We start from the raw sequence: 22,388 nt of genomic DNA, 5'->3' as shown, positions 1-22,388 counted from the left end.
AAACACAAATGGCGGCTCGCTGAAGCAGCGCTGTAACGCCTGTCAGCCCGCGGCAAACACCTTCGCCCTTCTCAGCGTCACGTACCCGGCCTCACCAGCCTTCACCACCCGTTCCGGCTCCACATCGAATTCCATCGCCTCGCCGGCACCCGTCGTCGCCAACACGCGCCGGCCATCTGCACGGTCAAGCACGCGGGTGATCTCCGCCGCAATCCCCGGCCCTTCCTCAGACCAGTCGATATCGCTCGGCCGCGCGTAAAGCTCGCCCCTGCCATCCGCCACTCCGGCAGCCTCAACGGACAGCCCGCCGACATGGGCGCGGCCATCCTTCACCTCGGCAGCAATCACATTCGCATCGCCGAGGAACTTCATCACGAATGCCGATTTCGGATCGCGGCACACCTCTTGCGGCGTGCCCTGCTGCACGATCTGCCCGTCCTTCAGGATCACCACCCGGTCAGCCAGATCGAGCGCCTCTTCCTGATCGTGGGTGACGAACAGCGTGGTGATCCCGAGTTCCGAATGGATCTCGCGCAACCAGCGGCGAAGGTCGCGCCGCACATTGGCGTCGAGCGCCCCGAACGGCTCGTCGAGCAACAACACTTTCGGATCGACAGAAAGCGCGCGAGCAAGCGCCACGCGCTGCCGCTGACCGCCGGAAATCTGTGCCGGGAACCGGTCGCCAAGCCCTTCCAGCCGCACCAGACGCAACAGGTCAGTGACACGGTTGTCGATCGCCGCCCGGTCGCGCTTCACCTTCGACACCTTCATGCCGAAAGCGATATTGTCGGCCACCGTCATATGCGGAAACAGCGCGTAATGCTGGAAGACGAAACCGACGCCGCGGTCGCGCACCGGAATGTCGGTCGCGTCCTGATCGCCGAAATGGATGGCGCCGCCATCGGCATATTCGAGCCCCGCCACCATGCGAAGGATCGTGGTCTTGCCCGAGCCGGATGGTCCGAGCAGCGCCACCAACTCGCCGCTTTCGATATCGAGCGACACGCCCTTGACGGCCTGAAAGCTCTCGAAGGTTTTGACGACGTTTTCGAGATGGATCTTCATGATGTTTTCTCTGCCGGATTTTCGGTTTTGCGGACGCGGCCAGCACCCTGGCGCTCAAGCGCCACCTTGGCGATGATGGTGAAGACCGCGATCAACGCCAGGATCGAGGCGGCGGCAAAAGCGCCGGTCGCATTGTAGTCGTGATAGAGCAGTTCGATATGCAGCGGCAGCGTGTTAGTCTGGCCGCGGATATTGCCGGACACGACCGAGACCGCACCGAACTCGCCCATCACGCGGGCATTGCACAGGATCACGCCGTAAAGCAGCGCCCACTTCACGTTCGGCAGCGTCACGGAAAAGAAGGTGCGCCAGCCGGAAGCACCAAGCGAGGTCGACGCCTCCTCCAGATCCCGTCCCTGCGCCTGCATCAGCGGGATCAGCTCGCGCGCCACGAAGGGAGCGGTGACGAACATCGAGGCGATGATGATACCAGGCACGGCAAACAGGATTTTTATGTCATGCGCATCCAGCCACGGCCCGAACAGGCCCTGCAGGCCGTAGACGAACAGATAGGCGACACCGGCGACGATGGGCGATACGGAGAACGGGATCTCGATCACCACGAGCAGGAACCGCTTGCCCCAGAAATCGAATTTGGTGATCGCCCAAGCGGCGGAAATGCCGAAGACAGTGTTGACCGGCACGGCGATCAGCGCCGCAAGCACGGTTAGCATCACCGCATGCAGCGTATCGGGATGGATGACCGTATCGCGGTAAAGCTGCCAGCCCTTCGAAAACGCCTCGACGCCGATAATGACCAGCGGCGCAATGATGACGAAGGCGACGAGCACGAAAACGATGCCGATCAGCGAGCGGCGAAACAGCGGGGCATCACCGACGCGCGGCGGCTTGCGGCGGGTGGAAACTGTGCTCATGGCCTCACCCCTTCACCGTATAACGCAACGCCCGCGCCTGTAGCCAGTTGGTGACGGCAAGCATGAAGAAGGCGGCAAGCAGAAGCACCGAGGCGATCGCAGCAGCAGCCTGGTAATCATATTCTTCCAGCCGGATGAAGATCAGCAATGCGGTAATCTCCGTCGACATCGGCTGGTTGCCGGCAATGAAGATGATCGCCCCGAATTCACCGAGGCAGCGGGCAAAGGACAGCGATACGCCGGCGAGAAGCGCCGGAGCCAGAAGCGGCAGGATGACCTTGCGAAAGATCGTCCAGTCCGATCCGCCGAGCGATTGCGCCGCCTCTTCCAGCGCCGGATCGAGATCCTCCAGCACCGGCTGCACCGTGCGCACGATGAACGGCAGCGAGGTAAAACACATGGCGATCATGATGCCGATCGGCGTATAGGCAACCTTGATGCCGAACCCTTCGAGCACCGAGCCGAACCAGCCGCTATTGGCAAACAGCGCGGTGAGCGCAATGCCGGCAACGGCGGTCGGCAGCGCAAACGGCAGATCCACCACCGCATCGACGATCCGCCTGCCGGGAAACCGGTAGCGTGTGATCACCCAGGCAAGCGCCAGACCGAAAAACAGATTGAAGGTGGTGGCGCCAAGCGCCGAAAGCACCGTAACGCGATAGCTCGCTATCGAGCGCGACGACGAAACGATCCGCCAGTAATCTTCGAACCCCAGGCTCGCGGCCTTGAACGCAAGCGCCGCCAGCGGCAGCACGACGATCAGGCCGACATAAAACAGGGTCACGCCCAGCGATAGCGGCAGGCCGGGCAGGACATTGCGTCGTCTCACGCGGTCGGTTCCTTAATTAGCAAAAGCCGGCGGAGGGGTGTCCGCCGGTTAGAATAATGACAGGCCCGCCCCTTACTCGTCGTCATCCTCGGCCTTGTGCCGAGGATCTGCTGAGCCCAAAATTTGGCGAAGGCAGATGCTCGGGACAAGCCCGAGCATGACGGAAGAATTTGTGGCAAAACCTCTTGGTGAGGAAAACTATCGGCTGCCGTAAAGCTTGTCGAGCGTGCCGCCGGAAGCAAAATGCTCGGACTGGATCTTGCTCCAGCCGCCGAACACGTCGTCGACCTTGACCAGGCGGACCTCGGGGAACTCGCTCTTGAAATCGGAAGCGACCTTTTCGTTATGGACGCGATGGCCGAATTCGGCGGCGATCTTCTGGCCTTCTTCCGTATAGAGGAAGTCGAGATAGCTCTTGGCGAGCGCTTCGGTGCCGTGCTTCTTGGCAACCTTGTCGACAACGGCGACCGGGAATTCAGCAAGCAGGCTGACCGACGGAATGACGCTTTCGACCTTGTCCTTGCCGAACTGCTTCTCGATACCGCGGGTTTCGGCTTCGAAGGTGATCAGCACATCGCCCTGGCCACGCTCGACAAAGGTCGTCGTTGCCGCACGACCACCGGTATCGAAGACCGGAACGTTGTCGAAGATCTTGGTGATATAGGCCTCGATCTTTTCCTGGTCGTCCTTGTACTCTTCCTTCGCCCATGCGGTGGCAGCGAGATAGGTGTAGCGCGCATTGCCCGATGTCTTCGGGTTCGGGAAGACGGCATGCACGTCGTCACGGGCAAGATCAGCCCAGCCCTTGATGTTCTTCGGGTTTCCTGCCCGCACCAGGAAGGCCGGGAAGGAATAGAAAGGCGAAGCATTGTTCGGGAATGCCTTGGTCCACTCGGTCGAAACAAAGCCCTGCTTGGCAAGGAAATCGATATCGGTCGACTGGTTGAAGGTCACCACGTCGGCCTCAAGACCTTCGACGATCGACCGCGCCTGCTTCGATGTGCCGGCATGCGACTGGTCGATGGTAACGCCCGGGTGGCCCTTCACGAAGGCTTCGTTGACGGCAACGAACAGTTCGCGGGCAACGTCATAGGAGGCGTTGAGAAGCTTCTGCTCCTGCGCGAAGGCCGGCTGGACGAAGAGTGCGGCAATCGCGGTGCCGAGAATAAGGAGGCGTTTCATCAGGTGTCTCCGGAATTTGGCCGAGAATGAGGGTGTGGGGAAACTATCGGCAGGCATAGGCAAGCGCGAGAAATCGCCCTCCTCTGCCCGCGCCCGTCTTAGAAATTCCGTCCATTTTTCGCCACATTCGGCAACGGTTGTGCCTGCACTCGATATTTTCCTGCCCGCGACAAGAAATCGGTTCCGGCTGGACATGCCGGTCTGGCGAAGCGATGCACAACCGTATAGGACCGGGATGCAGCCCTCCTGCCCTTTTCGACAGCCCGGCTCGTTTCCCTTGTCCGCATTCCTTGCCGAAGTCGTCACCCACATGAAGAACAAGAGCATTGGCTATTTCTACGTCCTGCTGGCCATAACCATTTTCGCCATTCAGGACGGATGCTCCAAATACCTTGCGGACAAATATCCGGTCATCGGCTTCACGATGATCCGCTTCTGGGCTTTTGCGGCCTTTGTTGTCGTCTTCGCTGCGTTCTCACCCGGCGGGTTACGCAAGGCGTTCGTCAGCCGCAGGCCTTTTCTGCAGATGCTGCGTGGGCCGTTGCTGGTGCTCGAAATCTTTATCGTCGTTTATGCCTATACCGGGGCAGGCTTGGCCATGACCCAGGCAATCCTTCAGGCGACGCCACTTATCATTACCATCCTCTCTGTGCCGCTCCTGGGGGAAAAAGTCGGCTGGCGGCGTGGCACCGCGATCGTGGTCGGCCTTTTCGGCGTGCTGATCATCCTCAATCCGGTCGGCGTCCGGTTTGATCTGCAGTTGCTTTGGCCGCTTGCCGGCGCGCTGGCCTTCGGTCTCTACGGCATCTCCACCCGCGCCGTCGGCCGCGAGGACTCAGCCGTCACCAGCGTGCTTTATACCGGCGTCTTCGGCGCGATCGTTGCGACTGCGATCGGCCCGTTCTACTGGGTTCCTATCGCGCCGGAACACTGGCCGGCCCTGTTTGCGCTCTGCGTCTGCGGCGCGACCAGCCACTTCTTCCTGATCAAGGCCTATTCGACGCTGACCGCCGTCGAAGTCCAGCCACTCACCTATCTGCAGATCGTGCTCAGCGTCGCTATCGCAACCATCTTCTTCGGCGAAACGATCACGATCAATATGATCGTCGGCGCCATTATCGTCGTTGCGGCCGGTTTGTTCACCGTCTTTCGGGAGCACAGGCTCGGGATCAAATAACATCGACAGCATATGCCGGCGGCAACCGGACATAGCAAAGTAATTCTATCTTAAGCGGCAAAAACTATTCTGGTTGCATGACCAGAACCGAGCTGTCCGTCGTCGTCCCCTGCTTTAACGAAGAGGCTGTACTGGAAGAGTTTTCCGGCAGAATGTCGCGGGCCTGTGCCGCGGTCACCCGGGACTATGAGATCGTCTTTGTCGATGACGGATCGTCCGACCGCACATGGCCGATGATAGAAACGCTTTCTCAAAATGATCCCCGCATCGTCGGCGTCCAGCTTTTCCGCAATCACGGACACCAGCTGGCAGCCACAGCCGGACTTTCCATTGCGGCAGGAAATCGAGTTCTCCTGATCGACGCCGACCTGCAGGACCCTCCCGAATTGCTGCCTTTAATGGCAAGGCTTATGGATGAAGGTTACGACGTCGTTTATGGGAAACGCATTGCCCGCGCCGGAGAGACCACATTCAAGCGACTGACAGCAACTGTCTTTTATCGTTTGCTGAATAGGCTCTCGTCGGTTGCCATTCCGGAAGATACGGGTGATTTCAGGCTGATGTCGCGCCCGGTCGTCGATATCCTCAACAATATGCCCGAAAGGCACCGCTTCATCCGCGGCATGGTCAGCTGGATCGGCGGGCGACAGGCCGCCTTTCCCTATGCACGGGATGCGCGTTTTGCCGGCGAAACCAAATATCCGCTGCGCAAGATGATCTCGCTTGCCATCGACGCCCTGACCAGCTTCTCCACCAAGCCGCTGCGCGCCGCCGTCTGGCTTGGCCTCATGTCGTCGCTGTTCGCCTTCGCCATCCTGTTCTACGCCGTGTTCCAGTGGTCGGTCGGCAATGTCGTACCGGGCTGGGCCAGCTCCGTAGTCGCAATTTCCTTCTTTTCCGGCACGCAGCTCTTCGTCATGGGCGTGTTCGGCGAATATCTCGGCCGCGTCGTTCAGGAGGTCAAGGGCCGCCCCCTGTTCACCATCGGCAAGATCTGCCGCAAGGACGCGATGGCGGAAATCCCGGGTGACATCCAGAGCCTCAAGAACGCCGTGGCCGAATATCCGCGATCGGAAAACCGCATTTCTCGCTAGGGAGCAAGCATGACGATGACACCGGAAACGGATGACATCGCGACAACGACGGCTGGCGAAAGGAAAGCCGCCCGCGTTTCCGATCGACGGATCGTGGCTCTCATCATTCTCGTCGCGCTCATTTCACTGATCCCGGTCCTTTCGGTACGCTTTCCGCCGATAACCGATTATGCCAACCACTATGTACGGCTCTGGCTTCTCGCCGGCGGCATCGAGCGCCCGATGATGTCGCAATTCTACCAGATCGACTGGAACGTTGCCTGGACCAATATTGCTATCGACCTTCTCGCCTTCTTACTCGGCAAGATCGCAACGATGGATTTCATCGCTCCCTTCGTCCTCGGGCTGGCCCTCCTCCTGCCGCCGATCGGCGTCACTTTGCTCAATCGCAAGCTCTTCGGCGGCTTTCACTGGTGGCAGCTGCTCTGCTTCGCACTGGCCTGGAATGCCGTTCTTCTTTTCGGCTTTCTGAGCTTTTCGATCAGCCTGGGGCTTGCTCTGGTCTTTGCCTATCTCGATGAATGCTTAAAGCATCGCGGTCTTGCCGTCGTCCTTGCGCTGCGAGCAATCTGCGCAGCGATCCTTCTAACTGCACATCCATTCGGCCTTCTGTTCTACACCGCGCTGCTGGCAGCACTGGCTTTTGGGCCATCGGCCGCCCCTCTGCGGCAGTCCGGGACATTTGCTGCCGCCACGGGCAGGGTGATGCTCGCAATCATCCCCGTTTTCCTGCCGCTGGTCATCTTTCTTCTGTTCGGCCCTTCATTGCCAGGTCAGGCAGATACGTCTCTGCTCGACAGCATGCACTGGGACAATCCGTCGGCCATACGCTCGCTGAAGGTTCTGCTCATCTATTTCAGAACCTATGATGCGCGCATCGATATGATCTACCTGGCGCTCTTTATCGTGCTTGTCAGGGAAACCATCCGGTACAGGACCATGACCGTGCATTGGGGTCTCGTACTGGTTGCGATCGTCACCGGCATTCTGTCGATGTTCATGCCGACGAGTGTCTTGTCGACCGGAGGCATGGACGTCCGCCTGCCATGCATGATGACCCTTGCTGCCGCAGCAGGGTTAAGGCCGCAGGTAAAGGGACGATTGTCATCCCTGGCATTGCCTTTGGTCCTTATTCTTGTCGTCTCCCGCACGGTCTACATCGAATATGTGTGGCTGCAGCGAAACGCGGATATCGCCGCGGTGGAACGGGCACTGCAACATGTCGAGCCCGGCAGTGCAGTTCTGCCGGCCCATGCCCAGACAGCCCCCGAAGATCTGATGAACATGCCGGTTGGGCGTATCGTCGGCAGCATGTTTCCGAGCTATATCCATTACCCCGCGCTGGTAAGCTTCGAGCGGGATGCCTTCATGCCATATCTGTTCACCGCGGCCGGCAAACAGCCCCTGCGCGTCAGAGAACCCTGGCAGGAGATTGCCGTGCCGGAAGGCATTCCAATCCCCACCGATATGCTCAACGAACCGGCACCGGACTATGCACCCTATATGGCTGACTGGAAAAGCCGCTTCGACTATGTGCTGGTCCTGAATGCGGATATGGCCAGCCCAAACCATCCGATGCCGGCAATCGACACCGTTCATCTGGTCGCCGACGAAGGTTTTGCAAGCCTCTACCGCATCGAGCATCCGAGCCAGTAACGACAATGACCGCCGGCCTATTCCGACAGCAGATCCTTCACCCGCCGCGCAAAAGCATCGCTGAGGAACGGCTTGGTCATCACATGCATGCCATGCTCCAGGTGGCCGTGGTTCAGCACAGCGTTTTCGGCATAACCGGTGACGAACAGCACCTTGAAGTCGGGCCGCTCCGCACGCACCGCATCCGCCAGCTGCCTCCCGTTCATGCCGCCAGGCAGACCGACATCCGTCACCAGGAGATCGATCGGCGGGCCTGAATTGATGATCTTCAGCGCCGTCGGCGCATCACCGGCCTCAAGTACGTGATAGCCAAGCTCTTCGAGTATCTCGACGGCCACCATGCGCACCAGCGGCTCGTCATCGACCACCAGGATAGTTTCGTGCTCGGCGGAGTGCGGTGTTGCGGTCACATCGACCACATCCTCCTCACCTACGTCATCCGCAAGGTGGCGCGGTAGATAGATGCAGATCATCGTCCCCTTGCCAGGTTCCGAATAAATCCGCGCCGTGCCACCGGATTGACCGGCAAAACCATGGACCATGGAAAGCCCGAGACCCGTACCCTGCCCGATCGGTTTGGTCGTGTAGAACGGATCGAAGGCGCGTTCGACGATTTCCGGCGACATGCCCGTCCCGGTATCACTGACGCAGAGCGACACATATTGCCCAGGCGGAAGACCGCGCTGGCGGCCAGCCCGCTCGTCGAACCAGCGATTGGATGTCTCGATCGTCAGCTTGCCACCGTCGGGCATCGCATCGCGTGCATTGATACACAGGTTGAGCAAAGCATTTTCGAGCTGCCCAACATCCACGAATGTGGTCCAGAGCCCACCTGCAAAAGCAGTCTCCACATGGATTGTCGGCCCGACGCTGCGGGTAATCAGGTCCTGCATGCCAGAAACAAGGCGGTTGAGAAGCACCGGCTTCGGATCGAGCGTCTGCCGGCGTGAAAAAGCAAGCAGTCGCTGCGTCAGGCCAGCGGCGCGTTTGGCAGCCCCCTGCGCACCAGTAAGATAACGATCAAGGTCACTGATCCGACCCTGCGCCAGCCGCGTCTGCATCAACTCAAGCGAGCCGGAAATACCGGCCAGCAGATTGTTGAAATCATGCGCCAGTCCGCCGGTCAGCTGGCCAACCGCCTCCATTTTCTGGGAGTGGCGCAACTGTTCTTCGGCACGCATCAGCTCGGCTGTGCGCTCGGCCACGCGCTGCTCCAGCGTCTCGTTCAGCGCCTTGAGGTCAGAAGTCGCCTTGTCGCGCTCTGCCTCGACCGAACGTCGCTGTTCTATGTCGATCAGCACGCCGGGAAAATTCAGGGCTTTCCCGTCCGGTCCCAGTTCAACTCGACCATTTGCTTCGAGCCAGTAATAGTTCCCGTCGTGTCGCCTCGTGCGATATTGATGGATATACGGACCACCGCGCTTCAAGGCATCGGCAATCGCCTCCAACAGCCCTGCCCTGTCGTCGGGATGGACCGTTTCCGTAACCTGGTCGAGCGTTAGATTGCTGTGGCCGAGTCCCGGATCCAGTCCGAAGGCGGTCGCCAGAGCGTCGTCTCCGGTGAAGCGGTCGGCCTGCACGTCCCAGAACCAGGTGCCGATGATAGCACCTGCGGCGAGTGCGAGCTGTACCCGCTGAACGTTTCGACGAGCCACCGCCTCGCTGGCACGCAATGCTTCCTCGGCCTGCTTGCGAGCGGTGATGTCGCGGAACATGACCGAGACCTGCCTTAGGCTCGCAGGCTCCACCCGTGAACTCGACACCTCTATGTGCCGGCCGATCGCCTCGAATTTCTGCTCGAAGCGAACCGTTTTGCCGGTCTTCAGGACATCGCCGTAAAGAGCAATCCACTTGTCCGCTGCATCGGGCTCGATCTCCCGCAGCCTTTTCCCGACGATATCGGCAATCCCCGTCTGCCGTTCATAACCGGTATTGGCTTCGATATGAACATAGTCGCTTAGCGGCCCATGCGGACCGTCGATGAATTCGATGATGCAGAAACCTTCGTCGATCGCCTCGAAAAGCGCGCGATATCGCGCTTCGCTCCGGAAAAGGGCATCGTCATCCGGAAAATGAAGCATTTCGTCAGAACTCAAGGACAGATCCTCTTAACGGCGATGGACGTGAATACCATAACGCCGAAACAAGGAAATCGGTTGCTAGCCAACAAATATCGCTACTACGCCTTCAATCCGCCCGCCATCAACGCAAAAGCTTCCACCGCCTTGGGCAGCACCTCCGCCGGGTTGTCGCTTGCTGCGACCCAGAGCGCGGCGTTGAGCGCCGCACCGTTTAGCAACCGCGACGCGGCCTCGATATCGACGGGCTTCATCACCCCGCTTTCGACCAGAGACCGCACCCCCTTGCGCGTCTCGGCAAGGCAGCTGTTCTGGCTCGGCCACTGCGACGGATCGCCAAGCACCGCCGGCCCGTCGAGCAGCACGATCCGCTGGATTTCCGGGTCGAGCGCCATCTCGATATAGGCCGCTCCTTCGGCGAGCAGCGCCTGCCAGATATCTCCCTCGTCGCCGCCTGCCTTCTTCGCTGCAATCTCTCGGGCACGGGCCGCCATCTCCCCGTCGAGCTGATCTACAACCGCCGCCAGCAGGCCACGCTTGTCGCCAAAATTATGATAGAGCGCCCCGCGCGTCAGCCCGGCCTCCGCCGTCAGATCGTCCATTGAGGCATGCGCATAACCCTTTTCCGCAAAGGCCTTACGCGCTGCAGCGATCAGTTTCGCGCGGTTCTCTTCCATCTTTTCCAGACGTTTTCCAGCCATGACGGACTCCGGATTTCAGATACGATGCGTATATGAAGTTGACATACGCCGCGTATGCGACCACTTTACATACGAGCCGTATATCAAATTCGACCCCGGCTTGTGAAGTCGCATTCCATCGGATGCGCGATTGTAGAAACCGCAACGAAAGGTCAGATCATGACAAAGCGCGAAACCATTTTCCCACCGAACCGCCACGCTCTTTATGAGCAGCACGGCTATTCCGCCGCAATTCGTTCCGGCGATCTCCTGTTCGTCTCGGGCCAGGTCGGCAGCCGCGAGGACGGCACGCCGGAACCGGATTTCAAGGCACAGGTAGAACTGGCCTTCGACAATCTCAAATCCGTCCTGAAGGCCGCCGGCGCTGGGCTCGACGACATCATCGACGTCACGACTTTCCACACCGACCCCGAAAACCAGTTCGGCACGATCATGGAGGTGAAGAGCCGGATCTTCCCTTCTGCCCCCTATCCCAACTGGACGGCCATCGGCACCACCTGGCTCTCGGGCTTCGATTTCGAAATCAAGGTCATCGCCCGCGTTCCGCAGTCGGCCTGACACGCCGCTTGCACACGGCGCGCCATGATAAAATGCCTGCGTTTGGCGGGGATGATATCACCCGGCGCCGAAATTATTCCCGTGGCGCCGAAAGAACTTGGCCCGAATGCCGGGTCCGTTTCATCCTCGCGCCGGGCGATAGCGCGACAATATCCCCGTCATCGGATAGGAACCGGGTTCGCGAACCGGCCTCCTTCGCAACGGGCCGCAACTCGGTTTCCGGTGATGGTCGTGAATGCGGTCAAACGGGAACTGACAAGTCCCGAAAAGACCAAATTAACCGACCGGGGCAGGCAGACCACGATCTACCTAATACCCAATACCCACTGCCTGCCCCATTCCCGCTTCAACCACGCAGGCGCGAGCCTGCGTGGGTATAGGTGTTCGCGGCCGTATCGTCTCGCTCGGCTCACGAAGACTAAAGCCGGTGATCGGCAAACAACGGCGCATGCCCGCCGACGAAATACCGATCCAGCTCCGCCTCCGTCACCTCGGAAAGCGTCGCAGGCTGCCATTGCGGATTGCGATCCTTGTCGATCACCGCAGCACGCACGCCCTCATAGAAATCGCGGTTGCGTAGAAGCTCCGAAGCGACGGTGAATTCCCGCTCCAGGCATTCCACCAAGCTTGAGCTTTTCCGCCCGGCACGCAGCAATCTCAGCGTCAGTTTGAGGCTTGTCGGCGAACGCTTGGCGATCACCCCCCGCGTGAACTCGGCGAAATCGCCTTCTTCCCTGTCCAATGCCGCAAGGATCTCTTCGATGGTATCGAAGGAAAAAACCCGGTCGATCAGCGCCCGCTGCCCTTCAAGCCTGCTCTCTCCCGGTGCAGTCGAAAACCTGCCGATCACCGCAGCCACATCCGCGTCCGACGCACCGGCACGAAGCGCGCTCAGCGCTTCTGTCATCGCACCGAGCTGTTCCGAAGGCACATGGTAATCCGCGAAACCTGCATAGATCGCGTCCGCGGCACCGACGACCTCGCCGGTCAGACCCATCCACGTCCCTGCCTCACCCGGCGCACGCGGCAAAAGCCAAGTCGCACCGACATCGGGCACGTAACCGATCCCGGTTTCCGGCATCGCAAGCTTCGTCCGTTCGGTAACGATCCGGTGCTTTCCATGCGACGCGACGCCGACGCCGCCACCCATGACGATGCCGTCCATCACTGCCACATAGGGTTTGGGATAACGCGCGATCGTGTAGTTGATCGGAAATTCCTCGCGCCAGAACCGGGTAACTTCCGGATCATGCGCCTTGCCGAGCTGATAGATGGCCCTGATATCACCGCCGGCGCAAAGCCCACGCTCGCCCTCGCCCATCAAGATAACGCAGGAAATCTCAGGGCTTCCGGCGAAGCGCTCCATCGCCGGCTTCATAGCATGCACCATGGCAAGGTTGAGGCTGTTCAGCGCCTTCGGCCTGTTGAGCCTGATGATCGCCGCCGACCCGATGCGGCCGAAAAGGATTTCGTCGGTCTGAACTGCGCTGTCGCTCATGCCTGCCTCAGGATGTCATTGACGGTTCCCGATCATAACGGGCGGCAAAGCGGTGAGGCCAGACAAAATATCGGACCGGATTGCCGCATCGGCGAGATAGACGGCGCGAGGGCGCCTGCCTGAACAGGCCGGCGCCCAAGCTCTTATTCCGCAGCCATCGGTAGATCCCGACGACCTTCGAACAGATCACCCTGATTGGCAGGCGGCTTCTCGTTTTCGCCCTCCTTCACCTTCGGCTCGCGGCCGAAGAACAGGGCGTAACCCGCAGGCAGGACCAGGATGGTCAGCACGGTGGCGACCATGATACCGCCCATCATCGCATAGGCGAGCGGTCCCCAGAACAGACCCCAGGAGATCGGGATCAGCGCCAGCACCGCCGTCATTGCGGTCAGCATGATCGGCCGGAAACGGCGCACGGCAGCGCCGATGATCGCCTCCTGACGATGCATGCCCGCCGCAATATCCTGGTCGATCTGGTCGATCAGGATGATCGAATTGCGGATGATGATGCCGAGCAACGCGATGACACCGAGGATCGCCACGAAGCCGAAGGGTGCGCCGGTGATCAACAGCGCCATTGCAGCGCCGATGATGCCGAGCGGACCGGTGGCCAGCACCAGCATCGCCTTGCCGAAATGCCTCAGCTGCATCATCAGGAGCAACATGATGACGAGCAGCATGATCGGCGCCTTGGCGGCAATCGATGCCTGACTTTCGGCAGCATCCTCCGCGCCACCCTGGATCTCGATCTTGTAACCGGCCGGAAGTGCGGATCTCAGGTCGGAGATGGAATTGTAGAAGTTGATCGATGCCTGGGTCGACTCGATACCATCAGGCAGCGTTGCCTTGACGGTGATCGTCGGCAGGCGGTCGCGCCGCCATTCGATCCCCTGCTCCATGACGGGCACGACTTCGGCGATCTGCGACACCGGCACGAAGCCACCGAAATCGGTCGGGACATAGACCGACTGCACGGCAGAGAGCAGGTCGCGGGTCGCATCCGGTTCGCGCAGGACGATCGAGACTGTTTCCTCGCCATCGCGGAAATCGGCAAGTGGAGCACCGGCGGTTGCAGCCTGCAGCATTTGCCGCACGCGCTGAGACGAGACGCCGAGCGCCCGGGCGCGGTCCTGATCTATCACCAGCTTCATGCCCGGCACCGGCTCCATCCAGTCGTCGTGGATCGAACCGAAAAGCGGGTTCTGGTGGTAACGCTCCTTCACCTGATCGGCGATACGGCGCACTTCCGCCTTGTCCGGACCGATGACGCGCATCTGCACAGGCCAGCCGGTCGGCGGGCCGAGGAACAGGCGGTCGACCTTGCTGCGCACGGTCGGGAAATCGTCGGCCAGTATCTGCCGCAACTTGACGATCATCCGTTCGCGCTCTTCCAGCCCCTTGGACATGATCAACAGCTGGGCATAGTTCGGGTTGCGAAGCTGCTGGTCGAGCGGCAGGAAGAAGCGCGGTGCGCCTTCACCGATAAAGGTGGCGATGAAGGTCTTGTCCTGATCGGGCATGATCTTGTCTTCGAGCGCCTTAGCCTGACGTTCCACTTCCTCGATCGCGGTCCCTTCCGGCAGCCACATGTCGACCAGGATTTCCGGCCGCGACGATTGCGGGAAGAAGCTCTGCGGAATGAACTGGAACGACCACAAGCTGCCGGCAAAGATGCCGAGCGTGGAGAGAAGGATAATCGCCTTGTGGCGGACGGCCCAGGTCACCGCATGCCGCACGCCGCGATACATCCGCGTATCATAGGCGTCGTGATGATGGCCTGTCCCCGCATGGGCGCGCTGCTTCAACAGCATGTAGCCGAGCCAAGGCGTGAAGTAGACTGCCACGAACCACGACACGACCAGCGCGATGCCGACCACATAGAACAGCGAGCGGACATATTCACCAGCGGTCGAATCCGCGAAGCCTACCGGAATGAAGCCCGCAGTGGTGATCAGCGTGCCGGTCAGCATTGGGAAGGCGGTGGAGGAATAGGCGAAGGTCGCAGCCTCGAGCCGCGGAAGCCCCTCTTCCAGCTTCCGCTCCATCATCTCGACCACGATCATCGCGTCGTCGACAAGCAGGCCTAGCGCAATGATCAGCGCGCCGAGCGAGATACGCTGCAGCTCGATGCCGAGATAATACATGATGGCGAGCGTTGCTGCGAGCACCAGCGGAATGGCGATCGCGATCACGATGCCCGAGCGCCAGCCGATCGAGATCAGCGATACGACGAGAACGATCGCCAGCGCCTCCATCAGCGCCTGGGTAAATTCGCCGACAGCTTCGGTCACCACTTCCGGCTGGTTGGAAATCTGGTGCACTTCGGCACCGATCGGCAGCGTTTCGGCAAACCGCTCGTACATTGCCTCGACGTTGTGGCCGACATCCGTCACCTTGAAGCCGTTCGCCATGACGATGCCCAGCTGCACGCTGTCATGTCCATTGAAGCGGAACTTGCGCTCATAGGGATCGACCAGCCCGTCCTTGACGGTGGCGATATCGCCAAGCCGGATGACCTGGTTGCCGGTCTTGATCCTCAGCTCGCGAATATCCTCCGGCGTCGTCACGCCGCCCTCGACAGAGATGCGCACCGAACGGTCGGCGGTCTGGACGCTGCCGGATGCATCGATATCGTTCTGGCCGGCGAGTGCCGTCTGGATGTCGGTGACGGTCAGGCCACGCTCGGCAAGCGCCTTCGAGGAAACGTCGATGAAGATCTTCTGCGGCTGGTCGCCGAGAATGGTCGCCTTTTCGACACCCGGCACGGTAAGCAGCATGTCACGCGCCTGGATGGCGAACTTCTTCAGCTCCGGATAACCGTAACCGTCGCCGGTAATTGCATGCAGGGTGATATAGGTGTCACCGAATTCGTCGTTGAAATAGGGGCCGCGCAGCCCGGTCGGCAGGTCCTGCTTGATGTCGCTGATCTTCTTACGCACCTGGTAGAAGGCGTCTGCCACGTCCTGCGCATTCGTATCGCCCTTGACCTGGATGGTCGAGATCGAAAAACCGGCGCGCGTATCGGACTTGATCCAGTCGAGATGCGGAGTTTCCTGCAGCTTGCGCTCGATCTTGTTGACCACCTGGTTCTGCATCTCGTCGACCGAGGCGCCCGGCCAGGCACTCTGCACCACCATGACGCGGAAGGTGAAGTCGGGATCTTCCTTCTGCCCCATGTTCATGATGCCGAGTGCACCCATGACGATGATGAGGCCGAACAGGAAGCGCGCGATGCTCGGATGGCCGATCGCCCAGCGCGACAGGTTGAAACCGCCCTTTTGCTGCGGATGTGCCTGATTGGAAGAACTCATTGGGGTTGTCCTTTTCAGCGCAGGGCGATTAAGGCTGTATCGAAGCAGTGGACTGGCTGGAGACGCTGCCGAAGCGTGACGCAACCGTCTCGGGCAGTTTGACCTTCAACCCGTCCCGCATGAACTGGGTACCGGCAGAGACCACGAGGTCACCCTTGGCAAGCCCTTCCGAGATGCGGGCGACACTGTCGCCATAACCGGCGACCTTGACGGCGCGGGAACTGACCTCGCCCTTGTCGCGCTCGACGATCCAGACAACCGGCTTGCCGTCCTTCTGGGCAAGCGCTGAGAGCGGCACGCCGAAGGTCGGCACCACATTGTCCTCGACCGCATCGATCGTTGCCGTCATGCCGATCAGCACACGGTCGTCGGCTGGAAGGCTGACGCGGACGGCAAAGGTACGGGACTGCGCATCGGCGCTGCCGGCAACTTCGCGAACCTTGCCCTCAAGCACCAGATCCCTTGCCGACCAGAAGCTGGCCTTGACCGCCTTGCCCGGCTTGAAATGCACGATATCCGTTTCCGGCACCGCAATCTGCACTTCCTTCTCGCCATCGACGGCAACGGCAACCACCGTCGTTCCGGCGCTGACAACCTGGCCGACATCAGCGCTGACAGTCGTCACGATGCCGTTCTGCGTTGCCTTCAGCTCGGTATAGGCAACCTGGTTCTGCGCTTCTTCGAGCGCCGATTCAGCCGATTGCAGCTGTGATTGCGCCTGATCGGCGGCAAGTTGCGCCTGTTCGAGCTGCGATTGCGAGGTCACGCTCTTTTCCGCCAGCGTTTCGGCGCGCTTGCGGGCAAGCCCGGTAATCTCAACCTGCTTGTGCGCCGAGGTAAGATCGGCATCTGCACGACGGACCGAAAGCTGGTAATCGACCGCATCAAGCCTTGCGAGAATGGTGCCGGGCTCAACCCGGTCACCCACATCGACAAGGCGCTCGGTGATCTTGCCGGCAACGCGAAAGCCGAGGTTCATCTCGGTGCGGGCACGTACGGAACCGGAATAGACGAGGCTGCGGCCGATCTCCGGTCCACCGATCTCGACGACCTTCACCGGTCGGACGGGATCAGGTGCCTCAACCTTTTTCTCTTCCGAGCAGGCCGTAAGGGCGCTGAGAGCGACTGCGACAAGCAGCCCTTTTGCGAAAACGCAAGAACGTCGAATTTGGATCACGGACATGGCCCCCACTCCCGGTGGCGATTGAAGAAGGTGCCCTCAAGACACCGGCTATTGATTTCGAGGTGTTTCTATTTCAGCGCCCTGATGGCGAAATCGACTAGATCGGCCGGCGTCGTGCGACGGTTCTCGATCAGGCATTCAGCGATGATCTGCGGGTGACAGAGGGTCACCGTACTATCACAAAGACATTCCGCGGCAGCGTCTGCATCTTGAGCGCGAAACTCACCGGCGACAATACCCTCGCGGATGATGCCGGCAACGATCGCGCGCATCTGCATGATGTGGTCCTCGATCACCGACCACTGCTCCTGAATGGCGACGATTACCATCTCGTGCACCTTGTTCTCATGCAGCAGGGTCTCCACCGTGATGGCGTGCTGCTGCAGGAAATGGTCGCGTATTCGCTCTGCGGCACTCACAGGCCGCGCGGCATTTTCAAGCGCGACCGCACGGCCGGAATTCAACAGCCTGTCAGCCAGCGCCCGGTGAATTTCAGACTTGGACGAGAAGAACCGATAGATGTTTGCCGGCGACATCCCCAGATCCTTGGCGATGTCGGCAACAGTCGTCTTCGAATAACCGTAGTGCTTGAACAGCCGCTCGGCCGCATCGAGAATCCGGGTGATGTTTTCCTGACGCACGGCTTCGGCCTGCATTTCGGCACTATCCATAAGCCCTCACAAATTACGACTGACGAATTTTAATTTTCGTCAGTCGTAATTCATAAAAGGAAAACTGTCAACATTGGCGCAGGCGGCAAAACCTCTGGCTGCAGGAGAAAGTCGGATTGAATAAGTGGAGGGCGGCCCCCCTCGCCGGCCGCCCTCCACCGCGCTCACCGGCCCGAATGCGGTCCGATGAGGCCGGTGATCTCCGTCACGCGGTCCGCAGGGAACCCGCCCTCTCTGGCGTGACGATAGATCGCCTCGGCGCTTTCGGCCTCGTGGACGCAATACATCTTGTCGCCCGTCACATAGCTGGTGATCCAGGTATAGGGCTCACCCAGCCCATCGACGACCGCGTTCGACTTGGCCGAAATTTCCTTCAGTGTCTGCTGGTCCATGTCTCCAAGACCAGGAATGTTTCGCTCGATAACGAACTGAGGCATAGGAATTCTCCTTGATGGAATAATGAGACGCCTGTCTGGCGCAATTACTGGACGTGACCGGCAGCGGTCGACAGCAGTGCCTGCCTTTTTGCCGGCCCGGGCGTCTCTGCCTGGGCATGAGCGTGCTCGCAGCTGACATTCGGATTGAAGTCGGCAAACGTGCCCTTGGGGTTTTTGCGCCAGGCCCAGACATGCAGCTCGTAGAAAGCCGGCAGTCCGTATCGATTGGGCGCTCCGGTCAGGCTGAACAACTGCCCCTCCAGATTGGCCGGACCTTTGGTCGTGATATATTCCACCGCCACCAATTCCATACGGCCATGCGTGTCCGGCTCGTACATCACGGCCTCTGGCCTGGAGAGATCGATAGCCTCGTCCTTGATCAGCTCGGCATTGACATAATGAATGCCCATCGCCCCGCCATCCACGCCACTCGTGCAGGGAATGGGCGAATAGCCTTCCTTCACCGCCTGTTTCACATCCTTGAACCGGGCATTTGCCTCCCGCACCTTGTCGGGCAGGCCGCCGCCCGCAACAGCCACCGCCGGCAAGGCGGCAGATACGAGAAGCATTGCCAACAACGTTTTTATTCGCGTCATGCGTGTCATCTCCAAAAAATGTGCTTGATGCCGGAACTCCCGTCCGGCCGGCGCAATTTCTAGGAAAGACGGCGCTCCGCGCATCTCCCGTGCGGGGGATGAACAATATTTTCCGAAACATTATCACAATTGCAGATTGTCAAGATTGACCGCCATGGCACGGCAGGCGCAGGATCATTGCATGGACCAGAAACTGTCTGAAATCATCGGCGCGATTTACGACTGCGTTGCCAGCGAGGCGTCGTGGCCCAATGCCATGCGCCTGATCAACGAAAGGATTGACGGCTTTCTGACGACCATTGCAGTCTTTGACACGCAGACCCGATCCGCAAGCCTTGCGCAAATCGCCTGCGATGACGAGGAAGCCATACGCACCCTCATTCGATATGCGAAGGATGTGCCCTTCTTCCATCTGCTGCACCGGATGGAACTCGACGAACCGGATACGCTGGAGCGGATGTTCGCACTTTACGGCCCGGACGGCGAAGACGTCTGGCAGCGCGGCGATCTCTATCGCAATTTCCATTCCCGCTACGGCGTTTTGAACTCGATCGACATGGCGATCCTGAAACGCCCGCAACGCGTCGGTACGATCAACATTTCGGTCAAATATCAACCGAAGGATCCGGCGATCTTCAATCTCCTTGGCCTGCTCGGCCCGCATATCAGGCGGGCGGTAACGATCCATGACATGTTGGAGATCGAGCGGGATAAGAGCGCCGTTCTTCGCCAGGTGATCAACGCGCTCGACCATGCGGTCTTCATCGTTGCCGATGACATGTCGATCGTTTTCGCCAACGAGACTGCTGAAGCAAGACTGCGCGAACAACATGTCCTGCGCGCCCATGCCGGCAAATTGACCTGCCTGAATGAGTATGCCTGCAACGCATTATCGACCGCTGTCTTGCTTGGTGCGCGCGATGAGATCAGGCTCGGCGCCGCCGGCATCGATGTTCCGCTTGGCTCGAGCGACAGGCCGGCAGTTGCGCATGTCCTGCCTCTCCAGCGCCGACGAGAGGGCGGTGGATACGAGCGCAATGCCGCCGCCGCAATTTTCGTAGCTGCCGCCGGAACCGTGACACAGACAGCACTGGAAGCCGTCGCGGCACTTTTTGCACTAACCCCGGCCGAACGTCGTGTCGTGGGCTATGTCGCCGAAGGCCTGACACGCAACCAGATTGCCGAAGCGCAGGGCATCTCCGATGGAACGGTCAAATCCCAGTTGGGCGCGGTCTACGATAAGACGGGCGCTTCAGATCAGCGCAGCCTTCAGCAACTGATACGGGAATTGACGCCGCCAGTACAAAGAAACGTTTAGTAATGAGTTGTTCAAGTTAATGGCCGTTTTTCTGGCAGGCTATCGGATAAAGTGGTATCAGCAAGATACAGCGTAAATTGAGAAAATCCGCGGGAACGAAATTTCGGTTTGTGCGTTGGATAGCGCCCAGCCGCGAGAGAGTGCGGCTTCGGGGGGAACATGCATGCAATGATGGAAAGTCACGACGTTTCACTGCTCGACCAGGAGCGCTATCGGCTGCTGGTGGATGCAATCTCGGACTATGCCATCTACATGCTCGATCCATCCGGCCATGTCGTAAGCTGGAATGCCGGCGCACAGCGTTTTAAGGGTTATGAGGCGGCCGAAATCCTCGGCCACCATTTCTCCCGCTTCTACACCAATGAGGACCGCCTCGACCGTCTGCCGGAGCAAGCCATTGAAGCCGCGGTAGCCCACGGTCATTACGAAAGCGAAGGCTGGCGCATTCGCAAGGACGGCACCCGCTTCTGGGCTCATGCCATCATCGATCCGATCTGGGACCGTAATGGCCACCTTCTGGGTTTCGCCAAGGTGACGCGTGACCTGACGGAGCGAAAGAAAGCGGAAGCGGAGCTGCGGCTCAGCGAGGAAAAATTCCAGCTGCTTGTCAACGGCGTCAGCGACTATGCACTTTACATGCTCGATCCCGATGGCTTCGTCACCAACTGGAATGCCGGCGCCGCGCGCATCAAGGGATATACCGCTGACGAAGCGATCGGCAGGCATTTTTCCCACTTCTATACCGACGAGGACCAGGGGAAGGGTGAGCCCGAGCGCAATCTCGATATCGCCCGCCGTGTCGGCAGGGTCGAGCGGGAGGGGCTGCGCCAACGCAATGACGGCACCACTTTCTGGGCCCATGTCGTCATTGATGCCATCCGTGATGAAAGCGGAAATCTGATCGGCTTTGCCAAGATCACCCGCGACGTGACGGAAAAGGTCGAGGCGCAAAAGGCGCTGACCAAGACCCGTGAAGACCTGTTCCAGGCGCAGAAGATGGAGGCGATCGGCCAGCTGACCGGCGGTATCGCCCACGATTTCAACAACCTGCTGATGGCGATCATGGGCAGTCTCGAAATCCTGCGCAAGCGCATGCCCGACGACCCGACCCTTCGCCCGCTGATAGACAATGCGCTTCAGGGTGCGGAACGCGGCGCGGCCCTGACGCAGCGCATGCTCGCCTTTTCCCGCCGGCAGGAATTGAACATGCGCCCGGTCGACGTACAGTCGCTGGTCGCCGGCATGATGGACTTTCTCGAACGCTCGCTGCGTTCATCGATGCGTATCGAAACCCGCTTCCCACCGAACCTGCCACATGTCCTCACCGACGGCGTGCAGCTCGAAACCGCCCTGCTCAATCTCGTGGTCAATGCCCGCGATGCGATGGGCGAAGGCGGAACGGTGACGATCAGCGCGGAACGTCACCAAATTGGCGAAGAGGGTGGAAAACTCCGCAGCGGTGACTATCTGCGTATATGCGTCCGCGATACCGGCGAGGGCATGGATCCCGAGACGGTCGCGCGCGCGACGACCCCCTTCTTCACCACAAAGGGTGTCGGCAAGGGAACAGGATTGGGATTGTCGATGGTTCAGGGACTGACGGAACAATCGGGCGGCATGCTCTCGATCGAAAGCGTCAGGCATGAAGGCACCGCCGTGTCGCTCTTCCTGCCGACGATTGATGAAGAGGATTGCCCCAAGGAAAAGGCGCAAGCCCCGGGCAACGGCGAAAAGCTCGGCGATCGCCCGCTTATCGTGCTTGCCGTCGACGACGATGCGCTCGTACTGATGAACACGACCCTGATGCTGGAAGATCTCGGCCACCAGGTGATCGAGGCCTATAGCGGCCCGGAGGCGCTGTCGGCATTGAGGCAGGAAGACAATCGCATCGATCTCGTCATTACCGACCATTCCATGCCGAAAATGACTGGCGCGCAACTCGCCGCCGAGATCGCCACAGAATGGCCGGGCCTGCCCGTCGTGCTTGCCACCGGTTATGCCGAACTGCCCGACGGCAGTGGCAGCCACCTGCCCCGACTGCCCAAACCTTTCTCGCAACAGCAGTTGAGCGAAATGATCGGCACGGTGACAGGCACCGGCGCCTGACAAATCAACGCTGAACCATTCACCACGCCATGCGTTGTCTCCCCGTTCCAACA

At 60.0% G+C, this 22,388-nt stretch carries 18 protein-coding genes; 6 read left to right on the top strand and 12 right to left on the bottom strand.

What is annotated here, in order from left to right; all coding sequences use genetic code 11:
* Window positions 1-42 precede the first annotated feature (42 nt).
* The 4 genes from GGE33_RS01305 to cysP all read right to left on the bottom strand — a co-directional run bounded on the left by GGE33_RS01305 (window position 43) and on the right by cysP (window position 3,951).
* Window positions 43-1,065 carry a sulfate/molybdate ABC transporter ATP-binding protein gene (locus GGE33_RS01305; protein ID WP_183820951.1) on the bottom strand — a complete coding sequence of 341 codons (1,023 nt, stop codon included), beginning with the start codon at window positions 1,063-1,065 and terminating at the stop codon, window positions 43-45.
* Entirely contained in the window at window positions 1,062-1,940 is an 879-nt protein-coding gene (cysW, locus tag GGE33_RS01300) for a sulfate ABC transporter permease subunit CysW (RefSeq protein ID WP_183820950.1), read from the bottom strand. The genes GGE33_RS01305 and cysW overlap by 4 nt, the downstream gene beginning before the upstream one ends.
* Before the next feature lie 4 nt (window positions 1,941-1,944).
* Window positions 1,945-2,769, bottom strand: a complete 825-nt coding sequence (gene cysT / locus GGE33_RS01295) for a sulfate ABC transporter permease subunit CysT (RefSeq protein WP_183820949.1) — start codon at window positions 2,767-2,769, stop codon at window positions 1,945-1,947.
* Between the two features lie 198 nt (window positions 2,770-2,967).
* Entirely contained in the window at window positions 2,968-3,951 is a 984-nt protein-coding gene (cysP, locus tag GGE33_RS01290; protein WP_148143125.1) for a thiosulfate ABC transporter substrate-binding protein CysP, read from the bottom strand.
* A gap of 277 nt (window positions 3,952-4,228) precedes the next feature.
* Between cysP and GGE33_RS01285 the strand changes: the two genes are divergently transcribed.
* From GGE33_RS01285 to GGE33_RS01275, 3 genes are all read left to right on the top strand, one after another.
* Entirely contained in the window at window positions 4,229-5,128 is a 900-nt protein-coding gene (locus GGE33_RS01285) for a DMT family transporter (protein ID WP_343062177.1), read from the top strand.
* 77 nt (window positions 5,129-5,205) lie between these two features.
* Window positions 5,206-6,222 (top strand): glycosyltransferase family 2 protein, encoded by a 1,017-nt coding sequence (locus tag GGE33_RS01280; RefSeq protein ID WP_183820948.1) that lies wholly within the window; start codon window positions 5,206-5,208, stop codon window positions 6,220-6,222.
* A 9-nt stretch (window positions 6,223-6,231) separates the two neighbouring features.
* Window positions 6,232-7,878 (top strand): hypothetical protein, encoded by a 1,647-nt coding sequence (locus GGE33_RS01275; protein ID WP_183820947.1) that lies wholly within the window; start codon window positions 6,232-6,234, stop codon window positions 7,876-7,878.
* 17 nt (window positions 7,879-7,895) lie between these two features.
* Here the strand turns inward: GGE33_RS01275 and GGE33_RS01270 are convergent, their stop codons facing one another.
* Both GGE33_RS01270 and GGE33_RS01265 read right to left on the bottom strand, forming a co-directional pair.
* Window positions 7,896-9,959 carry an ATP-binding protein gene (locus GGE33_RS01270; RefSeq protein ID WP_183822230.1) on the bottom strand — a complete coding sequence of 688 codons (2,064 nt, stop codon included), beginning with the start codon at window positions 9,957-9,959 and terminating at the stop codon, window positions 7,896-7,898.
* A 98-nt stretch (window positions 9,960-10,057) separates the two neighbouring features.
* On the bottom strand, window positions 10,058-10,657 hold the full coding sequence (locus tag GGE33_RS01265; RefSeq protein ID WP_183820946.1) for a TetR/AcrR family transcriptional regulator: 600 nt from the start codon (window positions 10,655-10,657) through the stop codon (window positions 10,058-10,060).
* A 159-nt stretch (window positions 10,658-10,816) separates the two neighbouring features.
* On the opposite strand from GGE33_RS01265, the gene GGE33_RS01260 reads away from it, so the two are divergent.
* Entirely contained in the window at window positions 10,817-11,215 is a 399-nt protein-coding gene (locus GGE33_RS01260; protein WP_183820945.1) for a RidA family protein, read from the top strand.
* A gap of 418 nt (window positions 11,216-11,633) precedes the next feature.
* Here GGE33_RS01260 and GGE33_RS01255 read toward each other — a convergent pair whose 3' ends face one another.
* The 6 genes from GGE33_RS01255 to GGE33_RS01230 form a co-directional block, all read right to left on the bottom strand.
* Window positions 11,634-12,713 (bottom strand): enoyl-CoA hydratase/isomerase family protein, encoded by a 1,080-nt coding sequence (locus GGE33_RS01255; protein WP_183820944.1) that lies wholly within the window; start codon window positions 12,711-12,713, stop codon window positions 11,634-11,636.
* Between the two features lie 143 nt (window positions 12,714-12,856).
* A complete protein-coding gene (locus GGE33_RS01250) occupies window positions 12,857-16,024 on the bottom strand; it encodes an efflux RND transporter permease subunit (RefSeq protein ID WP_183820943.1) in 3,168 nt (1,055 codons plus the stop codon).
* A 28-nt stretch (window positions 16,025-16,052) separates the two neighbouring features.
* A complete protein-coding gene (locus GGE33_RS01245) occupies window positions 16,053-17,216 on the bottom strand; it encodes an efflux RND transporter periplasmic adaptor subunit (RefSeq protein WP_394353623.1) in 1,164 nt (387 codons plus the stop codon).
* A 59-nt stretch (window positions 17,217-17,275) separates the two neighbouring features.
* Entirely contained in the window at window positions 17,276-17,878 is a 603-nt protein-coding gene (locus tag GGE33_RS01240; RefSeq protein ID WP_183820941.1) for a TetR/AcrR family transcriptional regulator, read from the bottom strand.
* A 164-nt stretch (window positions 17,879-18,042) separates the two neighbouring features.
* On the bottom strand, window positions 18,043-18,315 hold the full coding sequence (locus GGE33_RS01235; RefSeq protein WP_148143109.1) for a DUF4242 domain-containing protein: 273 nt from the start codon (window positions 18,313-18,315) through the stop codon (window positions 18,043-18,045).
* Between the two features lie 44 nt (window positions 18,316-18,359).
* Complete coding sequence (locus GGE33_RS01230; RefSeq protein ID WP_246435680.1) at window positions 18,360-18,911, bottom strand: hypothetical protein; 552 nt, start codon at window positions 18,909-18,911, stop codon at window positions 18,360-18,362.
* A gap of 181 nt (window positions 18,912-19,092) precedes the next feature.
* Between GGE33_RS01230 and GGE33_RS01225 the strand changes: the two genes are divergently transcribed.
* Entirely contained in the window at window positions 19,093-20,229 is a 1,137-nt protein-coding gene (locus GGE33_RS01225; protein ID WP_183820940.1) for a helix-turn-helix transcriptional regulator, read from the top strand.
* 168 nt (window positions 20,230-20,397) lie between these two features.
* The gene (locus tag GGE33_RS01220) at window positions 20,398-22,335 is read left to right on the top strand and encodes a hybrid sensor histidine kinase/response regulator (protein ID WP_394353624.1); all 1,938 of its coding nucleotides are present in this window, start codon (window positions 20,398-20,400) and stop codon (window positions 22,333-22,335) included.
* Window positions 22,336-22,388: the final 53 nt, after the last annotated feature.

Source organism: Aliirhizobium cellulosilyticum (assembly GCF_014198105.1).
GTDB lineage: Bacteria > Pseudomonadota > Alphaproteobacteria > Rhizobiales > Rhizobiaceae > Neorhizobium > Neorhizobium cellulosilyticum.
Note: the sequence above shows the minus strand (reverse complement) of the source record. Positions and strands in the feature narration are given on the sequence as shown.

What these genes read in the sequence shown, in the direction of transcription:
- GGE33_RS01230 (WP_246435680.1), bottom strand. Translation starts at nt 18,911, where the DNA reads ATGACGCGAATAAAAACGTTGTTGGCAATGCTTCTCGTATCTGCCGCC.
- GGE33_RS01235 (WP_148143109.1), bottom strand. Translation starts at nt 18,315, where the DNA reads ATGCCTCAGTTCGTTATCGAGCGAAACATTCCTGGTCTTGGAGACATG.
- GGE33_RS01220 (WP_394353624.1), top strand. Translation starts at nt 20,398, where the DNA reads ATGATGGAAAGTCACGACGTTTCACTGCTCGACCAGGAGCGCTATCGG.
- GGE33_RS01305 (WP_183820951.1), bottom strand. Translation starts at nt 1,065, where the DNA reads ATGAAGATCCATCTCGAAAACGTCGTCAAAACCTTCGAGAGCTTTCAG.
- GGE33_RS01280 (WP_183820948.1), top strand. Translation starts at nt 5,206, where the DNA reads ATGACCAGAACCGAGCTGTCCGTCGTCGTCCCCTGCTTTAACGAAGAG.
- GGE33_RS01260 (WP_183820945.1), top strand. Translation starts at nt 10,817, where the DNA reads ATGACAAAGCGCGAAACCATTTTCCCACCGAACCGCCACGCTCTTTAT.
- GGE33_RS01270 (WP_183822230.1), bottom strand. Translation starts at nt 9,959, where the DNA reads ATGCTTCATTTTCCGGATGACGATGCCCTTTTCCGGAGCGAAGCGCGA.
- GGE33_RS01275 (WP_183820947.1), top strand. Translation starts at nt 6,232, where the DNA reads ATGACGATGACACCGGAAACGGATGACATCGCGACAACGACGGCTGGC.
- cysP (WP_148143125.1), bottom strand. Translation starts at nt 3,951, where the DNA reads ATGAAACGCCTCCTTATTCTCGGCACCGCGATTGCCGCACTCTTCGTC.
- GGE33_RS01240 (WP_183820941.1), bottom strand. Translation starts at nt 17,878, where the DNA reads ATGGATAGTGCCGAAATGCAGGCCGAAGCCGTGCGTCAGGAAAACATC.
- cysW (WP_183820950.1), bottom strand. Translation starts at nt 1,940, where the DNA reads ATGAGCACAGTTTCCACCCGCCGCAAGCCGCCGCGCGTCGGTGATGCC.
- GGE33_RS01250 (WP_183820943.1), bottom strand. Translation starts at nt 16,024, where the DNA reads ATGAGTTCTTCCAATCAGGCACATCCGCAGCAAAAGGGCGGTTTCAAC.
- GGE33_RS01225 (WP_183820940.1), top strand. Translation starts at nt 19,093, where the DNA reads ATGGACCAGAAACTGTCTGAAATCATCGGCGCGATTTACGACTGCGTT.
- GGE33_RS01265 (WP_183820946.1), bottom strand. Translation starts at nt 10,657, where the DNA reads ATGGCTGGAAAACGTCTGGAAAAGATGGAAGAGAACCGCGCGAAACTG.
- GGE33_RS01255 (WP_183820944.1), bottom strand. Translation starts at nt 12,713, where the DNA reads ATGAGCGACAGCGCAGTTCAGACCGACGAAATCCTTTTCGGCCGCATC.